This window comes from Bradyrhizobium sp. USDA 3315, assembly GCF_054056795.1.
Window position 1 is genome coordinate 7,230,640 of record NZ_JBSRYP010000001.1, and the last position, 25,041, is coordinate 7,255,680.

General features: G+C 63.8%; 24 protein-coding genes. 11 read left to right on the forward strand and 13 right to left on the reverse strand.

Going from position 1 to position 25,041, the window contains the following annotated elements; all coding sequences use genetic code 11:
- Positions 1-10: 10 nt before the first annotated feature.
- On the reverse strand, positions 11-907 hold the full coding sequence (locus ACVIYL_RS33920; RefSeq protein WP_253608837.1) for a DMT family transporter: 897 nt from the start codon (positions 905-907) through the stop codon (positions 11-13).
- A 180-nt stretch (positions 908-1,087) separates the two neighbouring features.
- Between ACVIYL_RS33920 and ACVIYL_RS33925 the strand changes: the two genes are divergently transcribed.
- Positions 1,088-1,492, forward strand: a complete 405-nt coding sequence (locus tag ACVIYL_RS33925; RefSeq protein WP_026192708.1) for a response regulator — start codon at positions 1,088-1,090, stop codon at positions 1,490-1,492.
- Between the two features lie 19 nt (positions 1,493-1,511).
- Positions 1,512-3,749, forward strand: coding sequence for a CHASE3 domain-containing protein (locus tag ACVIYL_RS33930; RefSeq protein WP_253608838.1), 2,238 nt, complete (start codon positions 1,512-1,514; stop codon positions 3,747-3,749).
- 213 nt (positions 3,750-3,962) lie between these two features.
- Here the strand turns inward: ACVIYL_RS33930 and ACVIYL_RS33935 are convergent, their stop codons facing one another.
- Complete coding sequence (locus ACVIYL_RS33935) at positions 3,963-4,856, reverse strand: DMT family transporter (RefSeq protein WP_253608839.1); 894 nt, start codon at positions 4,854-4,856, stop codon at positions 3,963-3,965.
- Positions 4,857-5,663: 807 nt separating this feature from the next.
- Here ACVIYL_RS33935 and ACVIYL_RS33940 point away from each other — a divergent pair.
- The 4 genes from ACVIYL_RS33940 (at position 5,664) to ACVIYL_RS33955 (ending at position 11,712) form a co-directional block, all read left to right on the forward strand.
- Positions 5,664-9,437 (forward strand): vitamin B12-dependent ribonucleotide reductase, encoded by a 3,774-nt coding sequence (locus ACVIYL_RS33940; protein WP_253608840.1) that lies wholly within the window; start codon positions 5,664-5,666, stop codon positions 9,435-9,437.
- 139 nt (positions 9,438-9,576) lie between these two features.
- On the forward strand, positions 9,577-10,374 hold the full coding sequence (locus tag ACVIYL_RS33945; protein WP_253608841.1) for an RNA-directed DNA polymerase: 798 nt from the start codon (positions 9,577-9,579) through the stop codon (positions 10,372-10,374).
- 16 nt (positions 10,375-10,390) lie between these two features.
- Complete coding sequence (locus ACVIYL_RS33950; protein ID WP_456780638.1) at positions 10,391-10,564, forward strand: hypothetical protein; 174 nt, start codon at positions 10,391-10,393, stop codon at positions 10,562-10,564.
- Between the two features lie 293 nt (positions 10,565-10,857).
- Positions 10,858-11,712 carry an SDR family NAD(P)-dependent oxidoreductase gene (locus tag ACVIYL_RS33955; RefSeq protein WP_253608842.1) on the forward strand — a complete coding sequence of 285 codons (855 nt, stop codon included), beginning with the start codon at positions 10,858-10,860 and terminating at the stop codon, positions 11,710-11,712.
- A gap of 133 nt (positions 11,713-11,845) precedes the next feature.
- Here the strand turns inward: ACVIYL_RS33955 and ACVIYL_RS33960 are convergent, their stop codons facing one another.
- Together ACVIYL_RS33960 and ACVIYL_RS33965 are read right to left on the reverse strand one after the other, a co-directional pair.
- Complete coding sequence (locus ACVIYL_RS33960) at positions 11,846-12,235, reverse strand: lysozyme inhibitor LprI family protein (protein ID WP_309145202.1); 390 nt, start codon at positions 12,233-12,235, stop codon at positions 11,846-11,848.
- A gap of 93 nt (positions 12,236-12,328) precedes the next feature.
- Entirely contained in the window at positions 12,329-13,036 is a 708-nt protein-coding gene (locus ACVIYL_RS33965) for a L,D-transpeptidase (protein WP_168859022.1), read from the reverse strand.
- A gap of 352 nt (positions 13,037-13,388) precedes the next feature.
- Here ACVIYL_RS33965 and ACVIYL_RS33970 point away from each other — a divergent pair, with 352 nt between their 5' ends.
- On the forward strand, positions 13,389-14,084 hold the full coding sequence (locus ACVIYL_RS33970; RefSeq protein WP_253608844.1) for a hypothetical protein: 696 nt from the start codon (positions 13,389-13,391) through the stop codon (positions 14,082-14,084).
- Between the two features lie 283 nt (positions 14,085-14,367).
- Entirely contained in the window at positions 14,368-14,622 is a 255-nt protein-coding gene (locus tag ACVIYL_RS33975) for a hypothetical protein (protein WP_063790162.1), read from the forward strand.
- A gap of 97 nt (positions 14,623-14,719) precedes the next feature.
- Here the strand turns inward: ACVIYL_RS33975 and ACVIYL_RS33980 are convergent, their stop codons facing one another.
- Together ACVIYL_RS33980 and ACVIYL_RS33985 are read right to left on the reverse strand one after the other, a co-directional pair.
- Positions 14,720-15,844 (reverse strand): metallophosphoesterase, encoded by a 1,125-nt coding sequence (locus ACVIYL_RS33980; protein WP_456781916.1) that lies wholly within the window; start codon positions 15,842-15,844, stop codon positions 14,720-14,722.
- Between the two features lie 316 nt (positions 15,845-16,160).
- Positions 16,161-16,751: a hypothetical protein gene (locus tag ACVIYL_RS33985; RefSeq protein ID WP_253608845.1), complete on the reverse strand. Its 591-nt coding sequence runs from the start codon at positions 16,749-16,751 to the stop codon at positions 16,161-16,163.
- A 311-nt stretch (positions 16,752-17,062) separates the two neighbouring features.
- Here ACVIYL_RS33985 and ACVIYL_RS33990 point away from each other — a divergent pair, with 311 nt between their 5' ends.
- Complete coding sequence (locus ACVIYL_RS33990; RefSeq protein WP_253608846.1) at positions 17,063-17,791, forward strand: hypothetical protein; 729 nt, start codon at positions 17,063-17,065, stop codon at positions 17,789-17,791.
- A 184-nt stretch (positions 17,792-17,975) separates the two neighbouring features.
- Here the strand turns inward: ACVIYL_RS33990 and ACVIYL_RS33995 are convergent, their stop codons facing one another.
- A complete protein-coding gene (locus ACVIYL_RS33995; RefSeq protein ID WP_253608847.1) occupies positions 17,976-18,116 on the reverse strand; it encodes a hypothetical protein in 141 nt (46 codons plus the stop codon).
- An 85-nt stretch (positions 18,117-18,201) separates the two neighbouring features.
- Here ACVIYL_RS33995 and ACVIYL_RS34000 point away from each other — a divergent pair, with 85 nt between their 5' ends.
- Positions 18,202-19,197 (forward strand): LLM class flavin-dependent oxidoreductase, encoded by a 996-nt coding sequence (locus tag ACVIYL_RS34000; protein ID WP_253608848.1) that lies wholly within the window; start codon positions 18,202-18,204, stop codon positions 19,195-19,197.
- A 38-nt stretch (positions 19,198-19,235) separates the two neighbouring features.
- On the opposite strand, the gene ACVIYL_RS34005 is transcribed toward ACVIYL_RS34000, so the two are convergent.
- Positions 19,236-20,465 carry a S1C family serine protease gene (locus tag ACVIYL_RS34005; RefSeq protein WP_253608849.1) on the reverse strand — a complete coding sequence of 410 codons (1,230 nt, stop codon included), beginning with the start codon at positions 20,463-20,465 and terminating at the stop codon, positions 19,236-19,238.
- Between the two features lie 273 nt (positions 20,466-20,738).
- Here ACVIYL_RS34005 and ACVIYL_RS34010 point away from each other — a divergent pair, with 273 nt between their 5' ends.
- On the forward strand, positions 20,739-21,089 hold the full coding sequence (locus ACVIYL_RS34010; protein WP_028332282.1) for a zinc ribbon domain-containing protein YjdM: 351 nt from the start codon (positions 20,739-20,741) through the stop codon (positions 21,087-21,089).
- 11 nt (positions 21,090-21,100) lie between these two features.
- On the opposite strand, the gene panD is transcribed toward ACVIYL_RS34010, so the two are convergent.
- The 5 genes from panD to ACVIYL_RS34035 all read right to left on the reverse strand — a co-directional run bounded on the left by panD (position 21,101) and on the right by ACVIYL_RS34035 (position 24,742).
- Positions 21,101-21,490 carry an aspartate 1-decarboxylase gene (gene panD / locus ACVIYL_RS34015; protein ID WP_253639907.1) on the reverse strand — a complete coding sequence of 130 codons (390 nt, stop codon included), beginning with the start codon at positions 21,488-21,490 and terminating at the stop codon, positions 21,101-21,103.
- Between the two features lie 242 nt (positions 21,491-21,732).
- Entirely contained in the window at positions 21,733-22,035 is a 303-nt protein-coding gene (locus tag ACVIYL_RS34020; protein WP_057019963.1) for a putative quinol monooxygenase, read from the reverse strand.
- A 112-nt stretch (positions 22,036-22,147) separates the two neighbouring features.
- The gene (locus tag ACVIYL_RS34025; RefSeq protein WP_253608851.1) at positions 22,148-23,431 is read right to left on the reverse strand and encodes a cystathionine gamma-synthase family protein; all 1,284 of its coding nucleotides are present in this window, start codon (positions 23,429-23,431) and stop codon (positions 22,148-22,150) included.
- A 183-nt stretch (positions 23,432-23,614) separates the two neighbouring features.
- Complete coding sequence (locus ACVIYL_RS34030) at positions 23,615-23,875, reverse strand: PepSY domain-containing protein (protein WP_092086263.1); 261 nt, start codon at positions 23,873-23,875, stop codon at positions 23,615-23,617.
- A 129-nt stretch (positions 23,876-24,004) separates the two neighbouring features.
- Positions 24,005-24,742, reverse strand: coding sequence for an ROK family protein (locus ACVIYL_RS34035; RefSeq protein ID WP_253608852.1), 738 nt, complete (start codon positions 24,740-24,742; stop codon positions 24,005-24,007).
- Positions 24,743-25,041: the final 299 nt, after the last annotated feature.

A 25,041-nucleotide genomic window follows, 5' to 3' on the forward strand; every position in this document is an offset into this window, starting at 1 on the left:
TACGCAAGTCTTATGTGCGCAAGGCGACCGCGACGGCCGCGAACGTCACCACGAGCGCTGCGATATCGCTCGCGTTGAGCGGCTCGCGCAGCATCGCCGCTGCCGCGAGCACGCCGACGACGGGGACCAGCAGCGTGCCGATCGACGCGGTCGCCGCCGGCAATCGCTCGAGCGCCGCAAACCAGCAGACATAGCAAAGGCAGAACTGGATCAGCGTCATGTAGATCATCGACGCCCAGCCGAACTGCGACAGCGCGGCGAGCTGCGGCTGCTCGATCATGATGCCGATGATCGCGATCGGCACGCAGCCGATCGCAAGCTGCCAGGCCGCGAGCGACAGCGGCGGCATCGCGAGCTTGAACGATTTGGTCATCACCGTGCCGAGCCCGACACAGAGCGCGCCGGCGAGCGCGAACAGAATCCCCGGCAGCTTGCCGAGGCTTGTGTCGATGCCGCCGCCGCCGATCAGCGCCGCGATCCCGGCGAGCGCCACCGCAAGCGCAAGCGCACGCGGCAGCGACACGCGCTCGCCGAGCACCGGCCAGGCCACCAGCGCGACCCACACCGGAATCGATATCCCGAGCACAGCCGCCTCGCTGGCCCGCAGCCAGATCAGCGCGAGGCCCATGGACGCGACCCAGCCGCCGATCGACAGTGTCGACACCAAAGCAAGCCGCAACCACATGCCGTCGGGCACGCGCAGCGTCTGTCCCCGCATCAGCGCGACCAGACCGAGCGCAACCGCGCCGACCACGCCGCACAGCCCGCGCGCGGACAGCGGCGGCCACTCCGTGAGCAGGAACTTCATGATCGGGAAGTTGAGTCCCCAGCCGATCGAGGCAACGACCAGGAATGCGAGGCCAAGCGGTGACAGCGGGGCGCGGCCGGCGACGGGAACTGCAGTCATGGACCTGTCGTAAAGGGGATGGACAAATACAGGTGATGTGTCACGGCTAGCTGGAAATCTGCTTGTCAGCAAACAGCATATGCATTCTATGATACAGACTTTCCGTCCAGGTTCCGCCTTAATTGACGAACAGGCCAAGCGAGTCGCCGGCACGCGAGGCCGTTAGAAAGAGGATGCATCGTGCCGAGCGTTCTCGTGGTTGATGACGACCCGATGGTGTGCGTTGCCATCGAGGTGTGTCTGCAACGCCAGGGCTTCGAGGTCACCGTCGCCGATGGCGGCGAAGCCGGCATGCGCGCGCTGGAGCAGGCCACCTTCGATGTCATGCTGGTCGACGTCTTCATGCCGCATATGCGCGGGTTCGAGGCGATCCGCGTCTTCCACGAGCGTGCCCCCGATATTCCCGTCATCGCGATGTCCGGCTATGCCTTCGCCAATGCCGATCGCGCGCCGGACTTCCTGCGGATGACGATCGAGCTCGGCGCGTCCGCCTGCCTGCGCAAGCCGTTCACCCCGCAGGCGCTGATTGCCGCCGTTAACGAATGTCTTGCGAAGTATGCACCTTCCGCTCGTCTTTCGAAATAATTGCTCGTACTAATCGTCGATGGCTTCCCAGCGTCTCATTCTCGGCAGCGGCCTTGCGATCCTCCTCGTCATCAGCGCGGCGTCGATCGGATTGGACGTCAAGTCGCGCAGCGAGATTGATTCGGTCGACCGCACGCTCAGCATCCTGAAGCGCATTTCGGACGCGCGTCAGCTGCCGCGCAGCGTCGAGAGCGCGGCGCGCGGTTTCGCGCTGACCGGCGATGCGTCCTTTGCCGACGAGTTTCGCGAGCAGAGCGCAGCCCTCACCGCGGCCTTCGACGATCTGATGGCGGCGGTGACGTCGGCCCCCGAGGAGGCGCAGCTGATCACGGGCACCAGGGTCGAGGTCCAGCGTGCCATTGCGCTCGGCGCCGAGCTGATCAGGTTGCGCAGCGCGGGCGACACGGCCGGCGCCGCGGCGCTGGTCTCCGCGGGCGAGAGCCGCGCGCTGACCGACAAGGTCGGCGCGGCGCTCGACCGCCTGGTCACCGAAGAGCGCCGCCTGCTCCGGATTCGCACCGACCAGTCCAAGACCAATGGACGGCTGCTGCTGATGATCGATCTCGCCGGCGTGGCGATGATCCTGCTGCTCGCGATCGCGCTAACGGTGACGGCCCGGCGCGCCAGCCGCGAACTGCAGGGCGCGCTCAGCGCGACCAAGGCGACCAATCTGTCGCTCGAGGGCAAGGTCGCCGATCGCACCAAGGATCTCGGTGCCGCGCTCGAAGAGCTCCGCCGTTCCACCTCGGTGATGGAAACCACCTTCCGCACCATGGCGGAGGCGGTGCTGGTGATCGACAGCGCCGGCACCGTGCTGCTGTCGAACCCGGCCGCCGAGAAGATGCTGCGCTACAAGCCGGGCATGACGGTCCGGCAGCTGCGCGCCATGAGCAACGTGTTCCAGTCCGACGGCGTCACGCCGATGCAGGCCGACGACATGCCGTCGGCCAGGACGCTGCGCGGCGAGGAATTCGACGGGCTGGAATTCGTCGCCAAGCCGGTGCGCGGCGCGCCGGAGATTCACCTCGTGGTGTCGGGCCGGCCGCTGCGCGATGGCGACGACACCATCACCGGCGCGGCGCTGATCTATCACGACATCACCGCCTCGCGCGAAACCGAGCACAAGCTGCAGCAGGCACAGAAGCTCGACGCCATCGGCAAGCTGACCGGCGGCGTCGCGCACGACTTCAACAACATGCTGACGGTCATCACCGGCACCACTGAGACGCTGGTCGACAGCCTGCGCGCCCAGCCGCAGCTCGCGAAAACCGCCGAGCTGATCGACCGCGCCGCCGAGCGCTGCCGCGAGCTGATCCAGCATCTGCTCGCCTTCGCGCGCCGCCAGCCGCTGGAGCCGCGCACCGTCGACATCAACGGCACCGTGGTCGACATCGCCAAGCTGCTGCGGCCGACGCTCGGCGAGCAGATCGAGATCAATTCGGTGCTGGCGCCCGATGTCGCCAGCGTCCATATCGATCCGTCGCAGCTTGCCAACTCGCTGCTCAACATGGCGATCAACGCCCGCGACGCGATGCCGAACGGCGGCAAGCTGCTGTTCGAGACCAGCAACATCGTGCTCGACGACGCCTATGCGGCTGTCAATCCCGACATCACGCCGGGCCGCTACGTGCTGCTCGCGGTCAGCGACACCGGCACCGGCATGTCGCACGCGGTGCAGGACAAGGTGTTCGAGCCGTTCTTCACCACCAAGGAAGTCGGCAAGGGCTCCGGCCTCGGCATGAGCATGGTCTACGGCTTCGTCAAGCAGTCCGGCGGACATATCAAGATCTACAGCGAGGAAGGCCACGGCACCACGATCAAGCTCTATCTGCCCCCTGCCCGCGGCCAGGTCGAGGTCGAGGCGCCCCCGCCGGAGCCGGTGCGGCGCGGCAGCGAAGTCATCCTGGTGGTGGAAGACGACCAGCTGGTGCGCAACTACGTCGTCACGCAGCTAGGCGCGCTCGGCTACAAGACCATCGCCGTGCCCGACGCCCGCGCCGCGCTGGCGCTGGTCGACAAGGGCGAGAAGTTCGACCTCCTGTTCACCGACGTGATCATGCCCGGCGGCATGAACGGCCGCCAGCTCGCCGACGAGGTGCAAAAACGCCGCCCCGGCATCAAGGTGCTCTACACCTCGGGCTACACCGAGAACGCGATCGTGCATCACGGCCGCCTCGACGAAGGCGTGCTGCTGCTGGCCAAGCCCTACCGCAAGGCGCAGCTCGCCAGCATGCTGCAGCAGGCGCTCGGCGAGTGAGGTGAGCTAGACCAGCGCGATGGATAAGGTCGGGTAGCAACCACAACGGCGCTTTGCTCCCTCGCCCCGCTCTTGCGGGGAGAGGGTTGGGGTGAGGGGCCGTCTCCGCGCATTCGCTGCTAGCTGCGTCTGCGGAGACTCCCCCTCACCCGGAACGCATCTAACGATGCGTTCCGACCCCTCCCCGCAAGCGGGGCGAGGTGGAGTCCATCGCTACCTCGTCGCGAGCGCGACGCCGGCGAGCGTGAACAGCAACGCGACGATCTGGCTTGGCCCCAGCGGCTCGTGCAATGCGACCGCGGACGCCACCACGCCGATGACAGGCACCGCCATGGTGCCGATCGCCGCCACCGAGGCCGGCAGGCGGGCGAGCGCGGCGAACCAGGCGACATAGGCGACGCAGAACTGGATCAGCGTCGAGTAGACCAGCAGCCACCAGCCGACCGTCGTGATGCGGTCGAGATGTGTGGTCTCGATCAAGAGGCCGACGATCGCGATCGGCACGCAGCCGAGGCCGATCTGCCAGGCCGCGGCCGGGATCGGCGGCATCACCAGCGGGTACTTCTTGGCCAGCACGGTGCCGAGCGCAAAGCCGAAGGCGCCGCCGAGCGCCATGATGATTCCCGGCAGCTTCTCTCTGCTCGCGGTGATGCCGCTGCCGCCCATGATCGCGGCGAGGCCTGCAAAGGCCATCACCAGCGCGATGGTCCGCAGCAGCGTCGGCCGCTCGCCGAGCACCGGCCAGGCCAGCAGCGAGGCCCATACCGGCATGGTGTAGGCGATCAGCGCCGCCTCGCTCGCCGGCAGCCAGAGCAGCGCGAGCCCCATCAGCACCATCCAGCCGGTGACGTTGAGCGCCGCATACAGCGCGAGCCGCGGCCACAGCCGTTTCTCGACATGCAGGCTCTGGGCACGGATCAGCGCCAGCACCGCGAGCAGCACGGCGCCGATCACCCCGGTGGTGCCGCGCAAGGTCAGCGGCGGCAGCTCGCCGAGCAGGAACTTGGTGGACGGCCAGTTGAACCCCCAACCCACCGAGGTGATGGCGAGGAACATCAGGCCGGCGGGCGCAAGGCGCGGCCGCGCGGAGGGCTTCTGGACTGTCATGGAACCCGGCGGGGATGTGAGTCGGCCTCACCTTGCCCGCGATTTTGTCGCCCGACCATCACGGCTCTGACATGCCTGATCCGTACTTTGCCCGTAGGCCTACGTGAGTCCCCAAAATTCAATCCGGGACCGCGAATAAAAACTTCGCCTGTGAACAGCGGGGCGAAGCTCCGATCCACAGGCGATAGGAATTTTTTTGGCTTGGGAATCCCTGAGGACTCACCGATAGTTGGCCCGATCACAGGCGCGGCACCGACCCCTGTTATCCCCCTCTTTCCACCATATTTAGTGTTTGATTCAGAAACTCGTACTAGTCCTTGACGGGCGTGACGGACATGGCCTAGCTTTCAACCTGTTCGGCGCGAGTGTGTTTGGGTCCCCGCCGGTCGCTCCCACAAGGGTTCCAAAATGACCACTCCGCCAGGCCCTCGGGCCGCGGGTGAAGGGCTTTTCTGCCCTGATTTTGGGGCCGCCGTCGGGGACGACAAACGGGCCGCGAAGGACCCGGAAACAGAGGCCGCAACCGGCCCGCAAGAAGCGTACGCGTGACGTGTCGCGTGAAGCGTTTGGGGCGTTGAATGCATGACCCGGAGCACCCGACCAGTCGGGCGCCGCGCCGGGACGATGCCGCCGCAGGACCGGTCATACCGGTGCCCAGCGGATGAGAGAAAACAGGCCGGATCCACCGGCTGAGCTGCGGATGACGGGAGGCGTGCTGACGCGTGTTCCCGGAGTCCGCGAACAGACAACATTCCGGCACCTGCGGGGAAACGTGGGGCCGGGCAGAAGAAGAGACGGGGCTCGACCATGCGAATCGAACGACGCAACACCACCAGCGGACAATCTCCCTATGCCGGGATCAATTTCCGCCTGACCACATCAGAGATCCGCAATCCGGACGGCTCGGTCGTGTTCCGCGCCGAGAACGTCGAGGTTCCGGAGTTCTGGTCGCAGGTCGCCTCCGACGTGCTGGCGCAGAAGTATTTCCGTAAAGCGGGCGTTGCCGCGCGCCTGAAGAAGGTCGAGGAAGAGACCGTGCCGTCGTGGCTGTGGCGTTCGGTGCCCGACACCGAGGCGCTTGGCCTCCTGCCGGAGAACGAGCGCATCGTCGGCGAGACCTCGGCCAAGCAGGTGTTCGATCGCCTCGCCGGCTGCTGGACCTATTGGGGCTGGAAGGGCGGCTACTTCTCCACGGAAGAAGACGCCCTCGCCTTCTTCGACGAGCTCCGCTTCCAGCTCGCAAAACAGATGGTCGCGCCGAACTCGCCGCAGTGGTTCAACACCGGGCTGCACTGGGCCTACGGCGTCGATGGCCCCGGCCAGGGCCACTATTACGTCGACTGGAAGACCGGCAAGCTGACCAAGTCGAAGTCGGCCTATGAGCATCCGCAGCCGCATGCCTGCTTCATCCAAGGCGTCGGCGACGACCTCGTCAACGAGGGCGGCATCATGGACCTCTGGGTGCGCGAGGCGCGCCTGTTCAAATATGGCTCCGGCACCGGCTCCAACTTCTCGAGCCTGCGCGGCGAAGGCGAGAAGCTGTCCGGCGGCGGCCGCTCCTCCGGCCTGATGAGCTTCCTCAAGATCGGCGACCGCGCCGCGGGCGCGATCAAGTCGGGCGGCACCACGCGCCGCGCCGCCAAGATGGTCGTGGTCGACGCCGATCACCCCGATATCGAGACCTATATCGACTGGAAGGTGAAGGAGGAGCAGAAGGTCGCCGCCCTCGTCACCGGCTCCAAGATCAACCAGAAGCACCTCAAGGCCGTGATGAAGGCCTGCGTCAACTGCGAAGGCAGCGGCGACGACTGCTTCGATCCCGAGAAGAACCCGGCGCTCCGCCGCGAGATCAAGCTCGCGCGCCGCGCACTGGTGCCCGACAACTACATCAAGCGCGTCATCCAGTTCGCCAAGCAGGGCTACAAGGATATCTCGTTCGACACCTACGACACCGATTGGGATTCCGAGGCCTACCTCACCGTCTCCGGCCAGAACTCCAACAACTCGGTGTCGCTGAAGGACGATTTTCTGCGCGCGGTGGAAACGGACGGTGACTGGAATCTGGTCGGCCGCACCACCAAGAAAGTCACAAAAACGCTGAAGGCCCGCGACCTCTGGGAGAAGATCGGTTACGCCGCCTGGGCGAGCGCCGATCCGGGCCTGCACTTCAACACCACGATGAACGACTGGCACACCTGCAAGGCGTCCGGCGACATCCGCGCGTCCAATCCGTGCTCGGAATACATGTTCCTGGACGACACGGCGTGCAACCTCGCCTCGGCCAACCTGCTGACGTTCTACAGCACCACCACCAAGCGGTTCGACATCGAGTCCTACGAGCACCTGTGCCGGCTCTGGACCATCGTGCTCGAAATCTCCGTCATGATGGCCCAGTTCCCGTCGAAGGCGATCGCCGAGCTGTCCTACGAATTCCGCACGCTCGGCCTCGGCTTCGCAAACATCGGCGGCCTGCTGATGACCATGGGCCTGCCCTATGACAGCAAGGAAGGCCGTTCGCTGTGCGGCGCGCTGACCGCTGTGATGACCGGCATCTCCTACAAGACCTCGGCCGAGATGGCGGCCGAGCTCGGCACCTTCCCGGGCTACAAGAAGAACGCCGCGCACATGCTGCGCGTGATCCGCAACCACCGCCGCGCCGCCCACGGCAACGCCGCCGGCTACGAGGCGCTCTCGGTCAACCCGGTGCCGCTCGATCACGCCTCCTGCCCGCAGGAGGACATCGTCACCCATGCCAGGCTGGCCTGGGACGACGCGCTGGCGCTCGGCGAGGTCAACGGCTATCGCAACGCCCAGACCACCGTGGTGGCGCCGACCGGCACCATCGGCCTGGTGATGGATTGCGACACCACCGGCATCGAGCCCGACTTCGCGCTGGTGAAGTTCAAGAAGCTCGCCGGCGGCGGCTACTTCAAGATCATCAACCAAGCGGTACCGTCGGCGCTGCGCGCGCTCGGCTATCGCGAGAGCGAGATCGCGGAGATCGAGGCCTACGCCGTCGGCCACGGCTCGCTGTCGAATGCGCCCGGCATCAATGCCTCGACCCTGAAGGCCAAGGGCTTCACCGATGAAGCCGTTGCCAAGGTGGAAAAGGCGCTGCCGACCGCGTTCGACATCAAGTTCGCCTTCAACAAGTGGACTTTCGGCGAAGACTTCATCCGCGACCAGCTCGGCATCGGCGCGGAAGCGATCGCAGCCCCCGGCTTCGACCTGCTCCAGGCCGTCGGCTTCACCAAGCGCGAGATCGAGGCCGCCAACGTGCACATCTGCGGCGCGATGACGGTCGAAGGTGCCCCCCATTTGAAGGCCGAGCACTACCCCGTGTTCGACTGCGCCAACCCCTGCGGTAAAATTGGAAAACGCTACCTCTCGGTCGAGAGCCACATAAGGATGATGGCGGCCTCGCAGCCGTTCATCTCGGGCGCGATCTCCAAGACCATCAACATGCCGAACGACGCCACGGTGGAGGACTGCAAGTCCGCTTACCTGTTGTCGTGGAAGCTGGCGCTGAAGGCCAACGCGCTGTACCGCGACGGCTCGAAGCTGTCGCAGCCGCTGAACTCGCAGCTCATCGCCGACGACGAGGACGAGGACGATGCGGTCGAAGCGCTCTACGAGAAGCCGATGGCCGCGCGTGCCGCCCAGGTCTCGGAGAAGATCGTCGAGAAGCTGGTCGAGCGCATCGTCGTGATGCGCGAGCGCGAGAAGATGCCCGATCGCCGCAAGGGCTACACCCAGAAGGCGGTTGTCGGCGGCCACAAGGTGTACTTGCGCACCGGCGAATATGACGACGGCCGGCTCGGCGAGATCTTCATCGACATGCACAAGGAAGGCGCGGCGCTGCGCTCCTTCATCAACAACTTCGCGATCGCGGTGTCGCTCGGCCTGCAATACGGCGTGCCGCTGGAGGAATATGTCGATGCCTTCACCTTCACCCGCTTCGAGCCCGCGGGTCCGGTGCAGGGCAACGACTCCATCAAGTACGCGACCTCGATCCTCGACTATGTCTTCCGCGAGCTCGCGGTGAGCTACATGGCGCGCTTCGATCTCGCCCATGTCGATCCGAACGAGTCTGGCTTCGACGCGCTCGGCAAGGGCGTCGAGGAAGGCAAGGAGCCGGATGAGGCCCCCGCCCAGCACCAGGCCACCAAGTACCTGTCGAAGGGCCTGACCCGGTCGCGCACCGACAACCTCGTCGTCATGCGCGGCGGCTCGGCCGCGGTGAGCCCGGGCGCCGACAACGCGCCCGCCGGCAACCGCGTCACCGCGCTCGCCTCCCACGGCGCAACCTCGCGCGGCGCCTCCGACACCGTCGAGGGCGCGGTCGCCCTGAAGCAGGAAGTCAGCCACGACCTCTCGCCGACCGAGAAGCTCGAGGCGCTGAACTGGAGCAAGCCCGGCACCGCAGCCGCCGCCGCCCCGTCCAAGGCCGAGCGTCGCGCCGAGGCGAAGGCCAAGGGCTACGAAGGCGAGATGTGCTCGGAGTGCGGCAACTTCACGCTGGTGCGGAATGGGACCTGCATGAAGTGCGATACTTGCGGGTCCACGACGGGGTGTTCGTGAGAAGAGCCAGAAGACGATAGTCTTCTTCACGACCGGGCTTGGCCCGGGCATCCACGAAGGGCGGCACGAAGGGGCCGCCCTTCTCTTTTGACCAGATAACCTTTATGAGCAACTTATACGCGTAACTACGGGGCGGTACATGCCTGTCAAGGTAAGCATCGGCGATCATCCCACTTTCTGGAAATTCGCGGCCTTCGGCTTTTTGCCAGAAGTACTACCTCCGATCTTTACGTCGGTGGGCTTCGCTAACCAGTGCCAGCTCGGGGTCGACGTTGACTTAAAAGGTCACACGTTTGATCGCATTTCCTACAGCTGCACCAAAAGAGGTTATTCAAGACGAGTGTTCAATTTGATGCACCCGATATCCGTTGCGCTAGCATCGGGCTGGCTGTCCTCGCATTGGGACAAGATAGCGGATCATTGCAACGCTTCAAAATCAACTGCGTCGCCGCTTTCCCTATCCGACGGCCAAGGAACGGACCGCGCGATCCGGACGCCCTCCTTTGAAAACGTGCAGCGTGAAGCAAAGAACCGCTCGGCGCGTGCCCGGCACATTATCAGGGCCGACATCGCCAAATTCTATCCATCAATTTATACGCACTCGATCCCATGGGCCCTTCATGGGAAGCAAGCGGCAAAGTCTAATACGGATCCAAACGATCCAAACAACTACGGGAACCACATGGATTGGGCTCTGCGACTGGGCCAATCAGGACAAACCGTCGGTGTACCGATCGGAACTGACATATCCAGGGTAACGGCCGAAATAATTGGTTCGGCGGTCGATCGCATCGTTCTCGAACGGTCCGGGTCGCGCGCGGTCGGTTACGGTGCTGACCACAAAATACGAAAGGCTCGGAATGGCCAAGCACAATGGTTTCAGCGTCATTCCATACCGACTGACATTCTTCCCGAACAAGACAATGCCGCTCTTTAAGGAGCAGCCCACGTTGATGCCTGCACTTGGCATTATCGTCCCCCTAAACATGATCAACAGGCCCAACGACTATTGCATCGGATTCGAGATACGCGCACCTGGATGCTACGTGGAAGGCACGAACTATCTGATCGTCGAGTATGGAAGGCAACTCGCGATCGTTACCGAGGCCAACAAGGGCCTCAGCTAAAGATCCCCGTCCAATACCCATACTCCATTAGAGAAATTCAGAGCTGTCTTTCGTGGTCGTGAAAATGAAAGCAAGGCAAGCGTAGGACGAATTAGCCGAAGGCATAATCCGCCCTTTCGGTGAAAACGATCGCGGCGGGTTACGCTTCGCTGTCCCTATCCTAGGCTCCGCGCTTAGATCACCTGGGCCAGACGCAGACATCCGGCACGCTTCCCAATCGCGCGAAAGTGCGGTCATATACCGTCCGGGGGCACTCGGCGTTTGGGGCGAGGGTCTCGGCTTGCGGGGGGAGAATGCGCGTGAAAGAACTCGCTGGAAAGACCGCGTTCGTGACCGGTGCAGCGTCGGGCATCGGACTGGGGATCGCGACGGCTTTGGCCCAGGCGGGGGCGAAGGTCATGCTTTGCGATATTGAGGAAGCGGCTCTGTCCGCGGCGCTCGAGCAACTGAGGCGCACCAACGTCGATGTCGACGGCGTGAAAGCGGACATCTCCCTCAAACCCGAACTCGTGGCGGCCGCCGAAGCCACGACTGCCCGCTACGGCAAGGTGCACATCCTCGTCAACAACGCGGGCGTTGGTGGCGGTGGGCCCTATGGCACCTGGACCGACGGGTCGTGGGATTGGACACTGGGCGTCAACCTGATGGCGACCGTTTGGGGAATCGAGATTTTCGGGCCGTTGATAGAGCAGCATGGCGAGGGTGGACACATCATCTCCACAGCCTCGATCGCCGGTCTTATTTCAGGGGCCAGCAACGCATACAATGTTTCGAAATACGGCGTTGTCGCGCTATCCGAGGGACTGCGGCTTGAACTCGCACCCCGCGGAATCGGCGTATCGGTGCTGTGTCCCGGGTTCATCCGCACGCAAATCGTGAACTCGAGGCGCAACCTTCCCGAGCGCTTCGAGGGGGCGGTCCGTACCTTGCCGACGTCGGGCCCGATTGCCGAGCAGATCAATCTGATCCGCCAACGCGTCTCTCAGGGCATCGATCCCAACTATGTCGGTGAGCTCGTCCGCGAAGGCATCGAAAACGACTGGCCCTATATCTTCACCGACCTCGAATTCGAGCCGATTGTCGACGCGCGCTTCGCCGCAATCAAGCAAGGCTTCGACCGGATCCGCGGGCGCACCCCGAAGCGATGAGCGCGCAGCAAGCGTAGGGCGGATGAGCCAATGGGCCGCGCGAATGCGCGCCCGATGACAGGCTCCGCGACATCCGGGACAAGCATCACAGCACGTGACCACCCGACTCCGCATATCGCTTCGCTCCTGCGGGCTACCGGCTGGCACGCTTTTCAAGAAGCAGCGTGCGGTCGGCGATGTCCCTCAATTCGAACGCCTGGGAGTCGAGGAATGCGACGGAGCCGTTGTTGGGGTCCGCGGCGAGGCGATGGGTTTCGCTGAGATGATGCTTCAGCCAGGCCCGCTGCTCCCTGAGCAATTGCGCGTGCGCCTCGCCCTTCGAGCTGGCGAGAAGGGCTTGATAGGCGGTGTTGAGCCTCGTGTCCCACTTATCGATTTCGGTCTTGCCGCAATCGAGCATCTTCGTCGACACCCCTTCGGCCTTGTCCATGCACGCATCATACTCGACGCTTTGCTGCGCGCGGACCGATAAGGTCCCGAGCACGAGCATCGCCGCAACAATGACTGGCCTCCGCGAAAGCATCACCACGTCCAAATCACCCTGCCTGCGTCTTTCGACAACCATCGCCGCACAAAGGCGTCCCTGGCAGCGCCTGGGGCCGACGGCCGACGCAGTTTACGCCGGCAGCACGATCACCTTCGTTTTGAGGGGCGTTCGCGAATAGAGGTCGATCATGTCCTGACTGAGGAGGCCGGTACAGCCGCTCGTAATACCGTTCCCGATCGTTTCGGGGGCGCTGGTGCTATAGATCGTGTAAAGCGTGTACACCCCATTTTGGTAGAGGTAGAGCACGCGCGCGCCAAGTGGATTGTCGAGACCCCCCGCCATGCCGCGAGCATATTTGCCCGCCTCCGGCTGGCGCGCGATCATCTCCTTGGGCGGCGTCCAGGTCGGCCATTCGGCTTTGCGCCCGACATAAGCCTCCCCGCTCCACCGGAACCCATCGCGGCCGACATTGGCGCCATAGCGGGTCGCGTTTCCTTCGCCTTCGATGCGGTAGACATAGTATTTGCTCGGATCGACGATGATCGTACCGGGCGCCTCATCGCTGTGGTACTTCACGGTCTTGCGGAAATATTTCGGATCGACCTTACTGACGTCGACCGCGGGGATCGGGAATTTCTCGTCGGGCACGGGCCCGTAGACCTTCTCCGCCTCGGCCAGGCTCATGTAGTCGGACGCACAACCGGCCAGGCTCAGTGCGGCGAGACCAGCAGCAGAACCGACCAGAAACGCCCGGCGGTTGAGAAGCCGCGACCGAGGCCCAGGCAGAGCGCCCTCGCCCATCGCACCAGCGTCGGCAATTCCACGGTCCATGATCATGATTTCTGATTTTCCCTTGTCCCGTTGCGCGGCCGAAGCAGACTTTGGCATACAGTAGAAGGGAAAAGAAAAGTTCTTCGTCATTGTCTGAGGTTGACCAACAGATGGTCTTGTGAATCCTTCCGAGAACAATGCGAGAACTTCGGCGGATTACGCTTCCGCCTTCGCTCAATGAGCTAAAGGTCGGCGGGTTACGCCTTCGGCTAATCCGCCCTACGCGATGGCAACAACTGATTGATCACGTTTTCATGCGATTGATCTGCGGCGCTTTGTCGGACCAAATTAGTATGGAATCACCGCCCCGCCACCCTGCCGCATTCCATGCGGAAAATGAATCGAAGGTGAAAACCCAATGAGACGCGTTGTCCAGGCTTCGCTCGGACTCCTCGCATGGAGCATTCTCCAAACCTCGCCCGCATCCGGCCAGCTCAAGGGCAACGCCGACAACATTTGTCGGAACGGATATTTCCCGCGCGAGAGCACCGACTACAGGCTGGCGAAGATCAAAGGCGCAGCCGGCGACAGGATCTATTTCCGCGGCGACGGCAACGAGCGTTGCCCCGACGACCAAGCCTGTCGTCTGAAAACTTATGTCGTTCGCAACGATGAAGTCATTGTTTCCCGGACGTCAGGCAAGTTCGCATGCAGTTGGTTTCAACCTCGCAAGGGCACTGAGACGGTCGGCTGGATCGAGATCGAAAGGCTTGCGTGGCAGGAGGACATACGACGACCGGCAGAACGGGATTGGCTCGGCGAATGGCGTGCCTACGACAACGTCATTCGCATCTCGAAATCGAAAGAGGAAGGTCAGCTGGCCATCAAGGGCGAGGCCATTTGGGGTTCGGGCAGCCGCACCCATTCCGGCGAGCTTGATTACGAAGCAAAACCTTCAGGCGATAAGATGAAATTCGGTGACGGGACGGACGAACTCGACTGTCAGGTCACGATGCAGCTCGTCGGCAAGTTACTGGTTGTCGGCGACAACCTCCATTGCGGCGGGACAAACGTCTCATTTTCAGGTGTCTACCAAAAGAGACCGACGCGATGAACATCTCGCGGCTCGTAGGGCGGATTAGCGCAGCGTAATCCGCCCTTCGTCGCGGTAACGCCGAGCGGCGGGTTACGAGGAGTCTATCATCGGACACGCGCTCCGCGCGATCCGTTGGCGAACCCACCCTATTCGTTACGTGCTTGTTCGTTTCGCTCAGGCCGCCTTCGCTGCACCTCGATCGCGAAGAGATTGGTGTGAAGCTGGCAAGATCATTGCCGCTGTCAGACCGAGATCGGCGGGACGAAATCGACCCGTTGCGGACGTAGATGGGTCGGCCATAATGTCTTCTTTTCAAGGCAATTCGGTCGGAGGCGAGATGGTCGATCCGTGGCCCGCAGATGCAAAGTTTCAGATGGGTGACTATGCCGCCAAGAAAGGGCGAGCATCATGGCGCGGTCGAATCGTTGGTTGGTATCGTACGGATTTGACCAGGCTCGGATATGCGATCGAGAGCTACTTCGAGCCCGGCTCGGTGCAGATTTACCCGGAGACGGCGATCGACGCATGGCAGCCGCCGGCCTTGGAACGTGAGTGACCGATTCTCACCCTCCTGCGACCTTCGGAACGTCCGCGCTAACCCGGCCACCTCGGCGCGCCATCGCAAGCGTCACGGCGTCATTGCAATCGATCGGTCAGGTGTCGCCCGCCACGCGCAACGTGATCCGGGTCAATTCGGACGGGCGGCCGAGCCGCAAGGCAAAGCCGGGCCATAGCGCGGTGCCGTTGTTGACGTAGAGCGTCATCCCGTCGACGTCGTAGCGGCCGGAGACGAAGCCGGCATTGGCGCGCGCGGCGAGGCGATCGATCCCCAGGATCAATCCGCCATGGGTGTGTCCGGAGAGTTGCAGCGCGACGCCGAGCCGGGCTGCCTTTCGTGCGTCGCTCGGCTGGTGGTCGAGCAGGACGATGGGCGCGCCTTTCGGGGCGCCGTCGAGAACCGCGGCAAGGTCGCGGATGGAATGCCCCCGGTGGCGCGACGCGCGATCGGTAATCCCCGCGATCACCAGGCGGCCGCCACCGCGTTCGAGCACGATGTGCCGGTTCTCGAGCGAGCGCAGGCCGAGCGCTTCGTAGTGCGCCATCCAGCCGTCATAGCCGAAGATATATTCGTGATTGCCCGAGATCACGTAGACGCCATCGGCCGCCATCAGGTCGCGCAGCGGCGCGATGCCGCCCCGCCGCGCATCGATGGTGCCGTCGATCAGGTCGCCGGTGATCGCGATCAGGTCGGCGCCGAGCTTGTTCGATCGCTCGACCACGGCGCGCGCCCATGGCGCAGGAAACAGCCGGCTGATGTGAAGATCGGTCAGTTGCAGGATGGTGTAGCCGTCGAACGCTCGCGGAAGTCCGCGGATCCCGACCTCGACATCCCTGAGCGGCGGAATGCGCATCGCCTGATGGACGCCGATCGCGGCGGCTGCGGCCGCGACCGCTGCAAGTGCGTAGCGGACGCCATCAGGCGCGCCGACGAAGCCGCCGTGGATCAGCGCGGCAACCAGCAGCCCGGCATCGAGCGCCAGTTGCAGCAGCGCCAGCAGCATGATCGCGCCGAACGCCCAGTTGAACAGGACGACCACCGGACGCGGAAACTCCGGCGAGAATTCCGATCCCGACGACAGCCTGTTCCAGCGGTGAAACTGCAAGGCGACCAGCACAAGCAACGCGGCAACGATCTTTGCCGCGAGCGGCCAGTCGAGCGGCCAGATGAAGCGGGCCAGGATCAGCAGGCTGGTCAGGCCGAATATGAGCTGGGGAATAGGTCTCGCTCCGGATCGGATCGGTTAAGGCTGTGCGGGTCGGCGCCCTGCGAAGGTAGGGTGGATCGGCCGCGGGCGTAAGCCGCCATCGTCAGCACATTTTCGGCAAGTCGCGCTTCGCCGAAACGCCCTGCGCTTTTGTCCCAGTAGCCCGATGAGCCAACGGGTCGCGCGAACGCGCGCCCGATGACAGGCTCCACGACATCCGGGATCCGCCTCGCAAGAACACGCCACCGGCCCCCGCATATCGCTTCGCTCATGCGGGCTACGGGCTGGCCGCCCCTGTGTCATGGCGCATACGCCAGAAGCCGCCCGATCAGTCTTCGATATCCGCAATGCGCCTGAGCACGATCACGACGGCGAGGACCAGGCCAAGTACGCCGCCGGCAACTCCGGCCAGACCAGAACCGAAGGCGCCACTGACATCCCGGTCGGACAGAACGAACGCAACCACTTCAGCGGCAAAGCCCATCCCCAGCGTCAGAGCCATGATGATTGCGACGGATTTGAAGAGTTCGATCGCAAATCGAACCGCCATGTCTTCCAGGGCGTCGAGTGCGCGGGTCATACGACGATCCGGACGAGGCACGGCCGGGCGAAGCGCGCTCCGATGCGTTCTGATTGAGGCGCTGGAGGTATCGCCGATCAATCGGTTCGCTCGGGGATTGTCGTTGGGATCGTCGAGGGCTCTGATGTCCCGCTTGAGTTCTCGCCGCACGATCAGCGTAACAAACAGCGCAAGACATAAAAGTACGGCCAGGCCAGCGTAGATGCTGATGCTACCTGCCAACAGGATCAGAAAAGCGCCGGCCCACCCGAACGCCTCGCCACAAACGTAAGCCACCGCCGTTGTGGCGATATCGGCGAAAGACGGTCTTCTTTTGGCGACGAAATCCGCCAGCCGCATCGGTTTGCCTTTCGACAGTCCGCTTCTGCACGATCAGCCTCAATCCATCAAGATGTGGAGCTGCGGTCGTCGGGTGCAATCCTTCCGCACGCAACGGCGGCGAGAATCACAAAAGCCGCTGCAAAGGCGGCCAAAAGCTCCTCTCAAATAAAACTTGAACATCGCTCATTTCCCTGATTTATTGTTGAACAATGTTCATTTCTGCGGAGCCGGTGATGCAAACCACCTCCTGGACGGACGGATCGATCGGGCCCAACCGATCCGTGAAATCGTGGATCAAGTACGCCCCGACGATCATCACGATCGGCATCATGGCGGCATTCGCGGCGCACGGACGCATCGCACAGCCGGCCCACTACAACGATTTCGCCGACCACTCGGCCCTCTTGGGCATCCCCCACGCAGGCGATGTCTTGTCGAACATCGGCTTCGCCCTGGTCGCGAGCTGGGGCTGGCTGGCGCTGCGCCCTCACCGCAACAGCGATCAGCTTCGCACCGGATGGCCGGGCTACCGCCTGTTCCTGATCGGATTGTTCCTGACCGCCTTCGGGTCCGCGTTCTTTCACCTCGCCCCCGGCAATGGCCGGCTGACCTGGGACATGCTGCCGATTGCGCTTGCCGGCGCGGGCCTGCTCGTCGGCGTCCGCGGCGACACCCAGCCGGGATCGAAGACGAATATCGAAGCGATCGTTCTCGGGCTTTACGCCACCGCCAGCGTCGCGTGGTGGGTCGCCACCGACCGGCATGGTACGGGCGACCTTCGACCGTATCTGCTGCTGCAGGTCCTCCCGCTCATCCTGATCCCGCTCTGGCAGTCGATCTATCGTGCGCCGCGCGCCGACCGCATCGCATTCGCCGCCGCGATGATGTTGTACGTTGTGGCCAAGATCGCCGAGGTGCTCGACCATCAGATCGCAGACACGCTTCAGTACGTCAGCGGACACACCTTGAAGCATCTGCTCGCGACTTCAGCCACGGCCGCAATCGTCTGGGGACTGACGCGTCGGTTCTCCGATAGCGGTGGTCGAGCGTGCGAATGAGGACTGTAGGATGGGTAGAGCGAAGCGAAACCCATCAGGCTGCAAGCCGAGTGGCGAGATGATGGGTTTCGCTGCGCTCTACCCATCCTACGCTACGCTGCTGACCGCCGAAGCCATTGTGCAGCAATGGGCTGCCTGCACTATTTCGGAATAATGGAAAAATATCACCGATTTGCCCGACGCGTCAAGGCGCGTTTCCGAGTGCCTGCGGCAACCTGCACCTTTGCATGGGGTTGTTTTCGATATTTTGGATGGGCAGCCCTGCTTCGTCGATCGCATCAGGCGGATTGACCGGCATGGCGACCGCATCCATATGCATCTGCATGAACCGGCTGTTCCCCGCCGTTTCGCATCCACCTGGACACAGCCAAATACCATCGGCTCCCCGTCCCTAACGCTCCGGAGTCGCCGTGGCCGCCCTCTCCATTCTCGATCTCGTCCGCGTCACCGAGGAAACCGACGCGCGCGGCGCGCTCTATAACGCGCGCGATGTCGCCGTGCATGCGGAGGCTCTCGGCTATCGCCGCATCTGGGTGGCGGAGCATCACAACATGGCGGGCATCGCCAGCGCCGCGACGTCGGTCGTGATCGGGCACATCGCGGCGGGCACCAAGACCATCCGGGTCGGCGCCGGCGGCATCATGCTGCCGAACCACGCACCCTATGTCATCGCCGAGCAGTTCGGCACGCTGGCGCGGCTGTTTCCCGATCGTATCGACCTCGGCCTCGGCCGCGCGCCCGGCACCGACCAGCTCACGCTGCGCGCCCTGCGCCGCACGCCGGAATCCGCCGAGAACTTTCCGCAGGACGTGCTCGAGGTGCAGGCCTTCCTCGCCGCCGCCGGTCCCAACCAGCGCATCCAGGCGGTGCCGGCCGCCGGCACCGACGTGCCGCTGTGGATTCTCGGCTCGAGCAATTTCGGCGCGATGCTGGCCGGCGAGCTCGGCCTGCCCTACGCCTTCGCCTCGCATTTTGCCCCCGAGCTGCTGATCCAGGCGCTGCAGATCTACCGCGCCCGCTTCAAGCCGTCGGAGCAGCTCGATCGTCCCTACACCATGGTCGGCGTCAACATCATCGCCGCCGACACCGACGAGGAGGCGCGGCGGCTCGCGACCACGCAGCAGATGTCGTTCACCAACATCTTCCGCGGCGCGCGCGGCCTCAGCCAGCCGCCGATCGACGACATCGAGAGCTACTGGTCGCCGTCGGAGAAGGTGCAGGCGATGCGGATGCTCGCGCGCTCCATCATCGGCTCGCCCGCGACGGTGCGCGCCGGCATCGACGCGCTGGTCGCGGAGACCGGCGCCGACGAGCTGATGATCGTGTCCGACGTCTATGATCACCAGAAGCGGCTGCGATCGTTCGAATTGATCGCCCAGGCCGGCGGGATCACACCGCAGACGTAGCCTGCAGGATGGGTAGTGGCCTACGCACTAACGCAGCCTCACTTCGGCGCGCCGGCGGGCGCCTGCGACTGTGCGAGCTGGCCGAGCGTCACGCTCAGCGAATTCGGCGCATTGTCCCGCAGCATCGAAAGCTTGACCGAACTGCCCGGCGCGCCCGCATAGACCTTCTTGGTCAGCTCGTTGGCGCTCTTGATCGGCTCGTCATTGACCGAGGTGATCACGTCGCCTCGCCTCAATCCGGCCTTCGCTGCCGGACCGCCGGTCTGCACGCCGACCACGACCGCGCCGTGCAGATTGTTCGCACCTAAGCTTTCGGCAATGCCGGGGGTGATCGATTGAATCTGGGCGCCCATCCAGCCGCGCGTGACCATGCCCTTGTCCTTCAGCTGCGGGATCACCGTCTTCACGGTATCGGCGGGTATCGCAAACGCGACACCGACCGAGCCGCCGGAGGGCGAGAAGATCAGGCTGTTCACGCCGATCACCTCGCCATGCGTGTTGAAGCTCGGCCCGCCGGAATCGCCGCGGTTGATCCGCGCGTCGATCTGGACGAAATCTTCCGACGACCCGGTCTCCAGGTCGCGCGCACGCGCCGAGACGATTCCCGCGGTGACGGTGTTTCCGAGGCCGAATGAATTGCCGGCCGCGAGCACCCAATCGCCGGTGCGCGGCGCTTGATCCGCGAGCTTGACATAGCTGAAGTCGGTCCGCCCATCGACCTTGAGCAGGGCCAGGTCGCTGACCGGATCCTTGCCCAGGACTTTCGCCTTGTAGACCTTGTTGTCACTGGTGCGGACGTCGGCGCGGTCGCTGCCGCCGAGGACATGATTGTTCGTCACTGCATAGCCGTCCGCCGAGATGAAGAAGCCCGAACCGATCGAGGTCATCTCACCCAACTTCGGCAGATTGCCCGGTCCGCGCCTGCCGGGATCCGGAACGGCCCTTCCCGGCGTGTCCTGATCGGGAGAGCCGTCCGGCCCGAGAGAACCGCCGGGGGAGTCACCGGGAGACTCGCCTGGAGAAGAATCGTCGTCATCCGCCGCAGCCGCCACCTTGGCGTTGACGCCAATCACGGCCGGCCCGACCTTCTCGGCAAGGTCGGCGAACTCGCCAGGACCACCATTGCCATGATCCGCGCGCGAATTCACTGGCTGTGCGTGGGCAAGACTTGCGCTCACAAGACTAGCGCCCACCAGCAACGCCGACGTGAAGGCGGCGGTGACGAGCGACGTGCGAAGGCAGACGAAGGCCGAATTTCTCTGATTCATCTTCCGCGTCCATGTTTGGGATCAGCCGATTGCTCCTGGATGAATTGCCGGCCCGGACGCGACGATCAGTGAACCGTTCCCTGCAGCACAGGGGCGCAATGCCGAGCGACGGACGGCAACGGATAGAGGCGCAGACCGTTCCACCGGCATCCGCGGGTGGACGAGTGGCTCGCCACCTTTGCGCCGCTTTGCGCATCAAATCGCCGGGTTTTTGCTTGCTTTGGCCGCCTGTGCCTCTACGGTGCGCCCGCAACGACGGAGACGATCTCGACTATGGACGCCGCAATGAACTGCCCGAAATGCAATTCCGAGCATGCCTATCAGGACGGCGCTCTCTGGGTCTGCCCGGAATGTGCCCATGAGTGGAGCAGCGATGCGGCCGCGGCCGCCGAGACCGCGCAGGAAGCGGGCGTGCGCGACGCGCACGGCAACCCGCTGACGGACGGCGACAGCGTCATCGTGATCAAGGACCTCAAGGTCAAGGGCTCGTCGTCGGTGGTCAAGGGCGGCACCAAGGTCAGGAACATCCGCCTCACCGAGGGCAGCGACGGACACAACATCGCCTGCAAGATCGACGGCATCGGCGCGATGAATCTGAAATCGGAGTTCGTCAAGAAGGCCTAGCGTAGCCCAGCTTACGCATCCGCCAAGGCTTTCGCCGGTGCGGCGGCAGCCTTCGCGATGTGCCGGTTCTTGTCGTCGACCAGCACGACCCGCGGATGAAATTTGCGCGCCTCGTCGGCGTCGAAGCTGGCATAGGCGACGATGATGACCTTGTCGCCGGCCATGGCAAGCCGTGCGGCCGCGCCGTTGAGGCCGATGGTGCCCGATCCCGCCGGCGCCTCGATCACGTAGGTCGAGAACCGCGCGCCGGTGTCGATGTTATAGATGTCAACACGTTCATTGATGAGGAAACCGGCGGCCTCGATCAAATTGCGGTCGATCGAAATCGACCCCTCATAATGCAAGTCCGCTTCGGTGACGTGCGCGCGATGAATCTTGCCCTTCATCAAAGTCACTTGCATCGAGACCATCCCGTATCGTTGCGTCGGAATTTTCCGCGCCGCCAATAACGGCGCGCCGCCTCCGCGTCAACGTTGTCCGGGTGTACGCTCGCTTCGAGCGCAGTTCCGCGACGATGGGTTTGTCCTGAAATCGTCGACCGCGCCGGGCTGCAATGCTCCGCGCCACCGAAATCGGAGAATGAATGCGCTGCGGCGGAGCCTTTCCGGAGCAGGCTATTATTTGTGACCCGGTAGCGAACGCCCTACTCTCGCTTGCTCGCAATCTCGTTCGCCAAGACCACTATCACCTCGCCGTCGAGGATCGGCTTCGCGACCTCAAAGAAGCGCGCCACAGCCGGCGAATTGTTGTGCCGGTCCATCGCCGCCTGATCCAGGTATCGCTCATACGTCGAAAATATCCGCGGACTGTCGACATCCTGCGAGACGTAGTAGCCGACGGTGGACGGCTCGTTGGCGCGGACATGCTCGACGACGTCGAGCAACGCCTGACGCATCGCCGCCTCATGGCCCTTCTTCGCGCGGATGATCGCCGTGATTGCCAGCATGCACTCTCTCCGGAGGTTGGTAGCCCGTAGGACGGGTTTCGTGGAGTTTATCATCGGGCCGCGCGACGCGCGGCCCCGTTGGCTCGACCCATCCTACACGCTTTTGACTGGCTCACACCCGGCTCAACGCCTGCGCGATGTCGGCCACCAGGTCGGACGGATGCTCGATCCCGATCGAGAGCCGGATTGTCGAATCCAGCACGCCGATCCGCTTGCGGATGTCGGCCGGCACGCCGGAATGCGTCATGGTGGCCGGCAGGCTCGCGAGCGACTCGGTGCCGCCGAGGCTGACTGCGAGCTTGAAGATCTGCAGCGAGTTGAGGAATTTCTCCGCCGCCTGCTGCCCGCCGACGATATCGAACGAGAAGGTCGAACCGGCACCGCTGCTTTGGCTCGCGAACACGCGCCCCGCGGGGGACGCCGGATCGTGATGGCCGAGGTAATGCACCTGCGCCACCTTGGGATGATCGCGCAGATAGTCGGCGACGATCCGCGCGTTGCGGTCGGCCTTTTCCATGCGCAGGCTGAGCGTTTCCAGCGAACGGCTGATCATCCAGCAGGAATGCGGATCGAGCTGGGTGCCGATCGCGCCGCGCAGCGCCTTGACGTCCTTCATCAGCTTCTTCGAGCCGAGCGCCGCGCCCGCGATCAGGTCGGAATGGCCGCCGACATATTTCGTCAGCGAGTACAGCGAGAGATCGGCGCCGTGCTCGATCGGCCGCTGAAACACCGGCCCGAGCAGCGTGTTGTCGCAGGCGATGATCGGCGTATGGCCCTGTGCCTTGCCGATCGCGTCGGCGATGCGCCGCATCAGCGCGATATCGACCAGGCCGTTGGTCGGATTGGCCGGCGTCTCGATGAAGATCATCGCGACACGGCCCTTCTTCATCGCCTCGTCGGCAGCGGCGCGGATGACACTCTCGTCGAGGCCGTCGGCAAAGCCCACGGCGTGAATCGAGAAGCCCGCCAGTGTTCTGGTGAACAGCGTCTCGGTGCCGCCATAGAGCGGCTGCGAATGCAGGATCACGTCGCCGGGCCGCGCGAAGGCCAGCACCGTGGTCGAGATCGCCGACATGCCGGAGGAGAACAGCGCGCAGCTCTCGGTGCGCTCATAGATCGCAAGCCGGTCCTCGACGATCTCGCTGTTCGGATGGTTGAAGCGCGAATAGACCAGCCCCGCCCCCATGCCTTCCGGAGGCTCGCGCCGGCCCGCGACAAAGTCGAAAAAGTCCTTGCCGTCCTCGGCGGTGCGGAACACGAAGGTCGAGGTCAGGAACACGGGCGGCTTGACGGCCCCCTCCGACAGCTGCGGATCGTAGCCGTAGTTCAGCATCTGGGTTTCCGGATGCAGCAGGTGATTGCCGATATGGGTTTTGGACGGAAACGGTTTTGTCATGGCCGGTCTCCTGTTCACGGGCCGCCGCGCTGGCGGCGATTCCCGGAATGATGGGACCAGCATACCCCAGCTTTATGCCATTCAGCCAAAGCACGGCATCAGACAGTTCTGGATAACGAACGGCCGGCGTGCGCCCTGCTCCGCCGGCCGTTCCGAATTTTCACGCAGCGGTGAAGACGCGGGCTACCAGCCGCGATCCACGTTGCGCACCTCGCCGGTCCGCGCGTCGACATCGACCTTCATCCAGCGGCCGAGGCGGTCACGCCCCTCGACCTCCCACTCGTCGCCGAGGAACTGGGTATTGGACACCGTCACGATGCCGAGACCGGTCGCGACATCGAGCGCGGCCTCCATCGAGATCTGGCTACCGGAATCGTAGGCCATCGCCGGCGTCGCTGCGCCGATCGCCAGGGCCGCGATCGCGGGAATAATGAAACTTCGCATGGCTCACTCCTCATGGAACAGGATGTTATGCCGCATAAAACGAGCGGCGCACCCATCAGTTCCGACAACAGGGGTGACGATGCAGCGCGAAACTTCGGCAGTTGCGGCGATTTGGTGGCGGTTCCGGTTTCATCGACCCGCGCCGTTCGCCTTGCGCGCTCGCTTCTTCCACATTCGAAATCCGCCCTCGAATGCGTTGGCGTTGTCGCCGAACCTCACCTTGGGCGGCGGGTTGTCGACCTTGTCGGCATTGCCGCCGCCGAGCACGATGTACTCGGGCTCCAGCGCTGCGGACAGCCGCGCGATGACGTCGTCGACGCTCTTGCGCCATTTCTTCCGGCCGCGCCGCTCGAGACCCGCGGCGCCGACATAATCCTCGAACGTCGCGCCCTTGCGGTACGGCAAATGACCAAGCTCCATCGGCTCGTAGACACCGTCCACGATCATCGCGGAGCCGAGGCCGGTGCCGAGCCCGAGAAACAGCATCCGGCCGCCCTGATAGCTGCCGATCGCCTGCATCAGCGCATCGTTGACGACCCTGGTCGGGCGGCCGAACGCCCGGTGAAAATCGAAGCCGGCCCAGCCGCGGCCGAGATTGTGCGGCTCGGTCAGCGGACGGTTGTGAACGACGGGTCCCGGATAACCGACCGAGATCACATCATAGGACCAGTCCTTTGTGAGCAGCTTGACCTGCCGCACCATCTCGGTCGCGGACAGAGTTGGACCTGACTCGAATTCGCGCTTGATGCGCTCCTTGTCGGTCATGACCTTCACATGCGTGCCGCCGACGTCGATCACGAGCACCGTGCGCCGCGACGCGGGCCTGTTCATTTTCTTGCTGGTCTTGTTGCCTGCCTTCTTGGCCATCAATCCGCTCTCCTATGCGCCGAGTGGAGCAGAGAAACGTATCGCGCGCCACAGCGGCGTTCTGGATCCGACTCCAATTTGTTCGCCAAGAACGAATCGGAATCAGGAAAATCGGCGCGATCCAGATGTTAACAACGCACATACATCGACCGCATCCGAACAATCGATGTTGTATCATGATGGGATTATTGCTCTCGGCGTGCAACACCGCGGCGCATCTCAGGCACACTGCGTTCTCCCGCATCACTGATCGATCGATGAGTCGCACTAAGGCAGCGTTCCCGATCCGACTCCAGTTT

Coding starts and splice junctions, on each gene's coding strand:
- ACVIYL_RS33920 (WP_253608837.1), bottom strand. CDS start 907: ATGACTGCAGTTCCCGTCGCCGGCCGCGCCCCGCTGTCACCGCTTGGC.
- ACVIYL_RS33930 (WP_253608838.1), top strand. CDS start 1,512: ATGGCTTCCCAGCGTCTCATTCTCGGCAGCGGCCTTGCGATCCTCCTC.
- ACVIYL_RS33935 (WP_253608839.1), bottom strand. CDS start 4,856: ATGACAGTCCAGAAGCCCTCCGCGCGGCCGCGCCTTGCGCCCGCCGGC.
- ACVIYL_RS33940 (WP_253608840.1), top strand. CDS start 5,664: ATGCGAATCGAACGACGCAACACCACCAGCGGACAATCTCCCTATGCC.
- ACVIYL_RS33945 (WP_253608841.1), top strand. CDS start 9,577: ATGCCTGTCAAGGTAAGCATCGGCGATCATCCCACTTTCTGGAAATTC.
- ACVIYL_RS33950 (WP_456780638.1), top strand. CDS start 10,391: ATGCCTGCACTTGGCATTATCGTCCCCCTAAACATGATCAACAGGCCC.
- ACVIYL_RS33955 (WP_253608842.1), top strand. CDS start 10,858: ATGCGCGTGAAAGAACTCGCTGGAAAGACCGCGTTCGTGACCGGTGCA.
- ACVIYL_RS33960 (WP_309145202.1), bottom strand. CDS start 12,235: ATGCTTTCGCGGAGGCCAGTCATTGTTGCGGCGATGCTCGTGCTCGGG.
- ACVIYL_RS33965 (WP_168859022.1), bottom strand. CDS start 13,036: ATGATCATGGACCGTGGAATTGCCGACGCTGGTGCGATGGGCGAGGGC.
- ACVIYL_RS33970 (WP_253608844.1), top strand. CDS start 13,389: ATGAGACGCGTTGTCCAGGCTTCGCTCGGACTCCTCGCATGGAGCATT.
- ACVIYL_RS33975 (WP_063790162.1), top strand. CDS start 14,368: ATGTCTTCTTTTCAAGGCAATTCGGTCGGAGGCGAGATGGTCGATCCG.
- ACVIYL_RS33985 (WP_253608845.1), bottom strand. CDS start 16,751: ATGCGGCTGGCGGATTTCGTCGCCAAAAGAAGACCGTCTTTCGCCGAT.
- ACVIYL_RS33990 (WP_253608846.1), top strand. CDS start 17,063: ATGGCGGCATTCGCGGCGCACGGACGCATCGCACAGCCGGCCCACTAC.
- ACVIYL_RS33995 (WP_253608847.1), bottom strand. CDS start 18,116: ATGCAGATGCATATGGATGCGGTCGCCATGCCGGTCAATCCGCCTGAT.
- ACVIYL_RS34005 (WP_253608849.1), bottom strand. CDS start 20,465: ATGAATCAGAGAAATTCGGCCTTCGTCTGCCTTCGCACGTCGCTCGTC.
- ACVIYL_RS34010 (WP_028332282.1), top strand. CDS start 20,739: ATGGACGCCGCAATGAACTGCCCGAAATGCAATTCCGAGCATGCCTAT.
- panD (WP_253639907.1), bottom strand. CDS start 21,490: ATGCAAGTGACTTTGATGAAGGGCAAGATTCATCGCGCGCACGTCACC.
- ACVIYL_RS34020 (WP_057019963.1), bottom strand. CDS start 22,035: ATGCTGGCAATCACGGCGATCATCCGCGCGAAGAAGGGCCATGAGGCG.
- ACVIYL_RS34025 (WP_253608851.1), bottom strand. CDS start 23,431: ATGACAAAACCGTTTCCGTCCAAAACCCATATCGGCAATCACCTGCTG.
- ACVIYL_RS34030 (WP_092086263.1), bottom strand. CDS start 23,875: ATGCGAAGTTTCATTATTCCCGCGATCGCGGCCCTGGCGATCGGCGCA.
- ACVIYL_RS34035 (WP_253608852.1), bottom strand. CDS start 24,742: ATGGCCAAGAAGGCAGGCAACAAGACCAGCAAGAAAATGAACAGGCCC.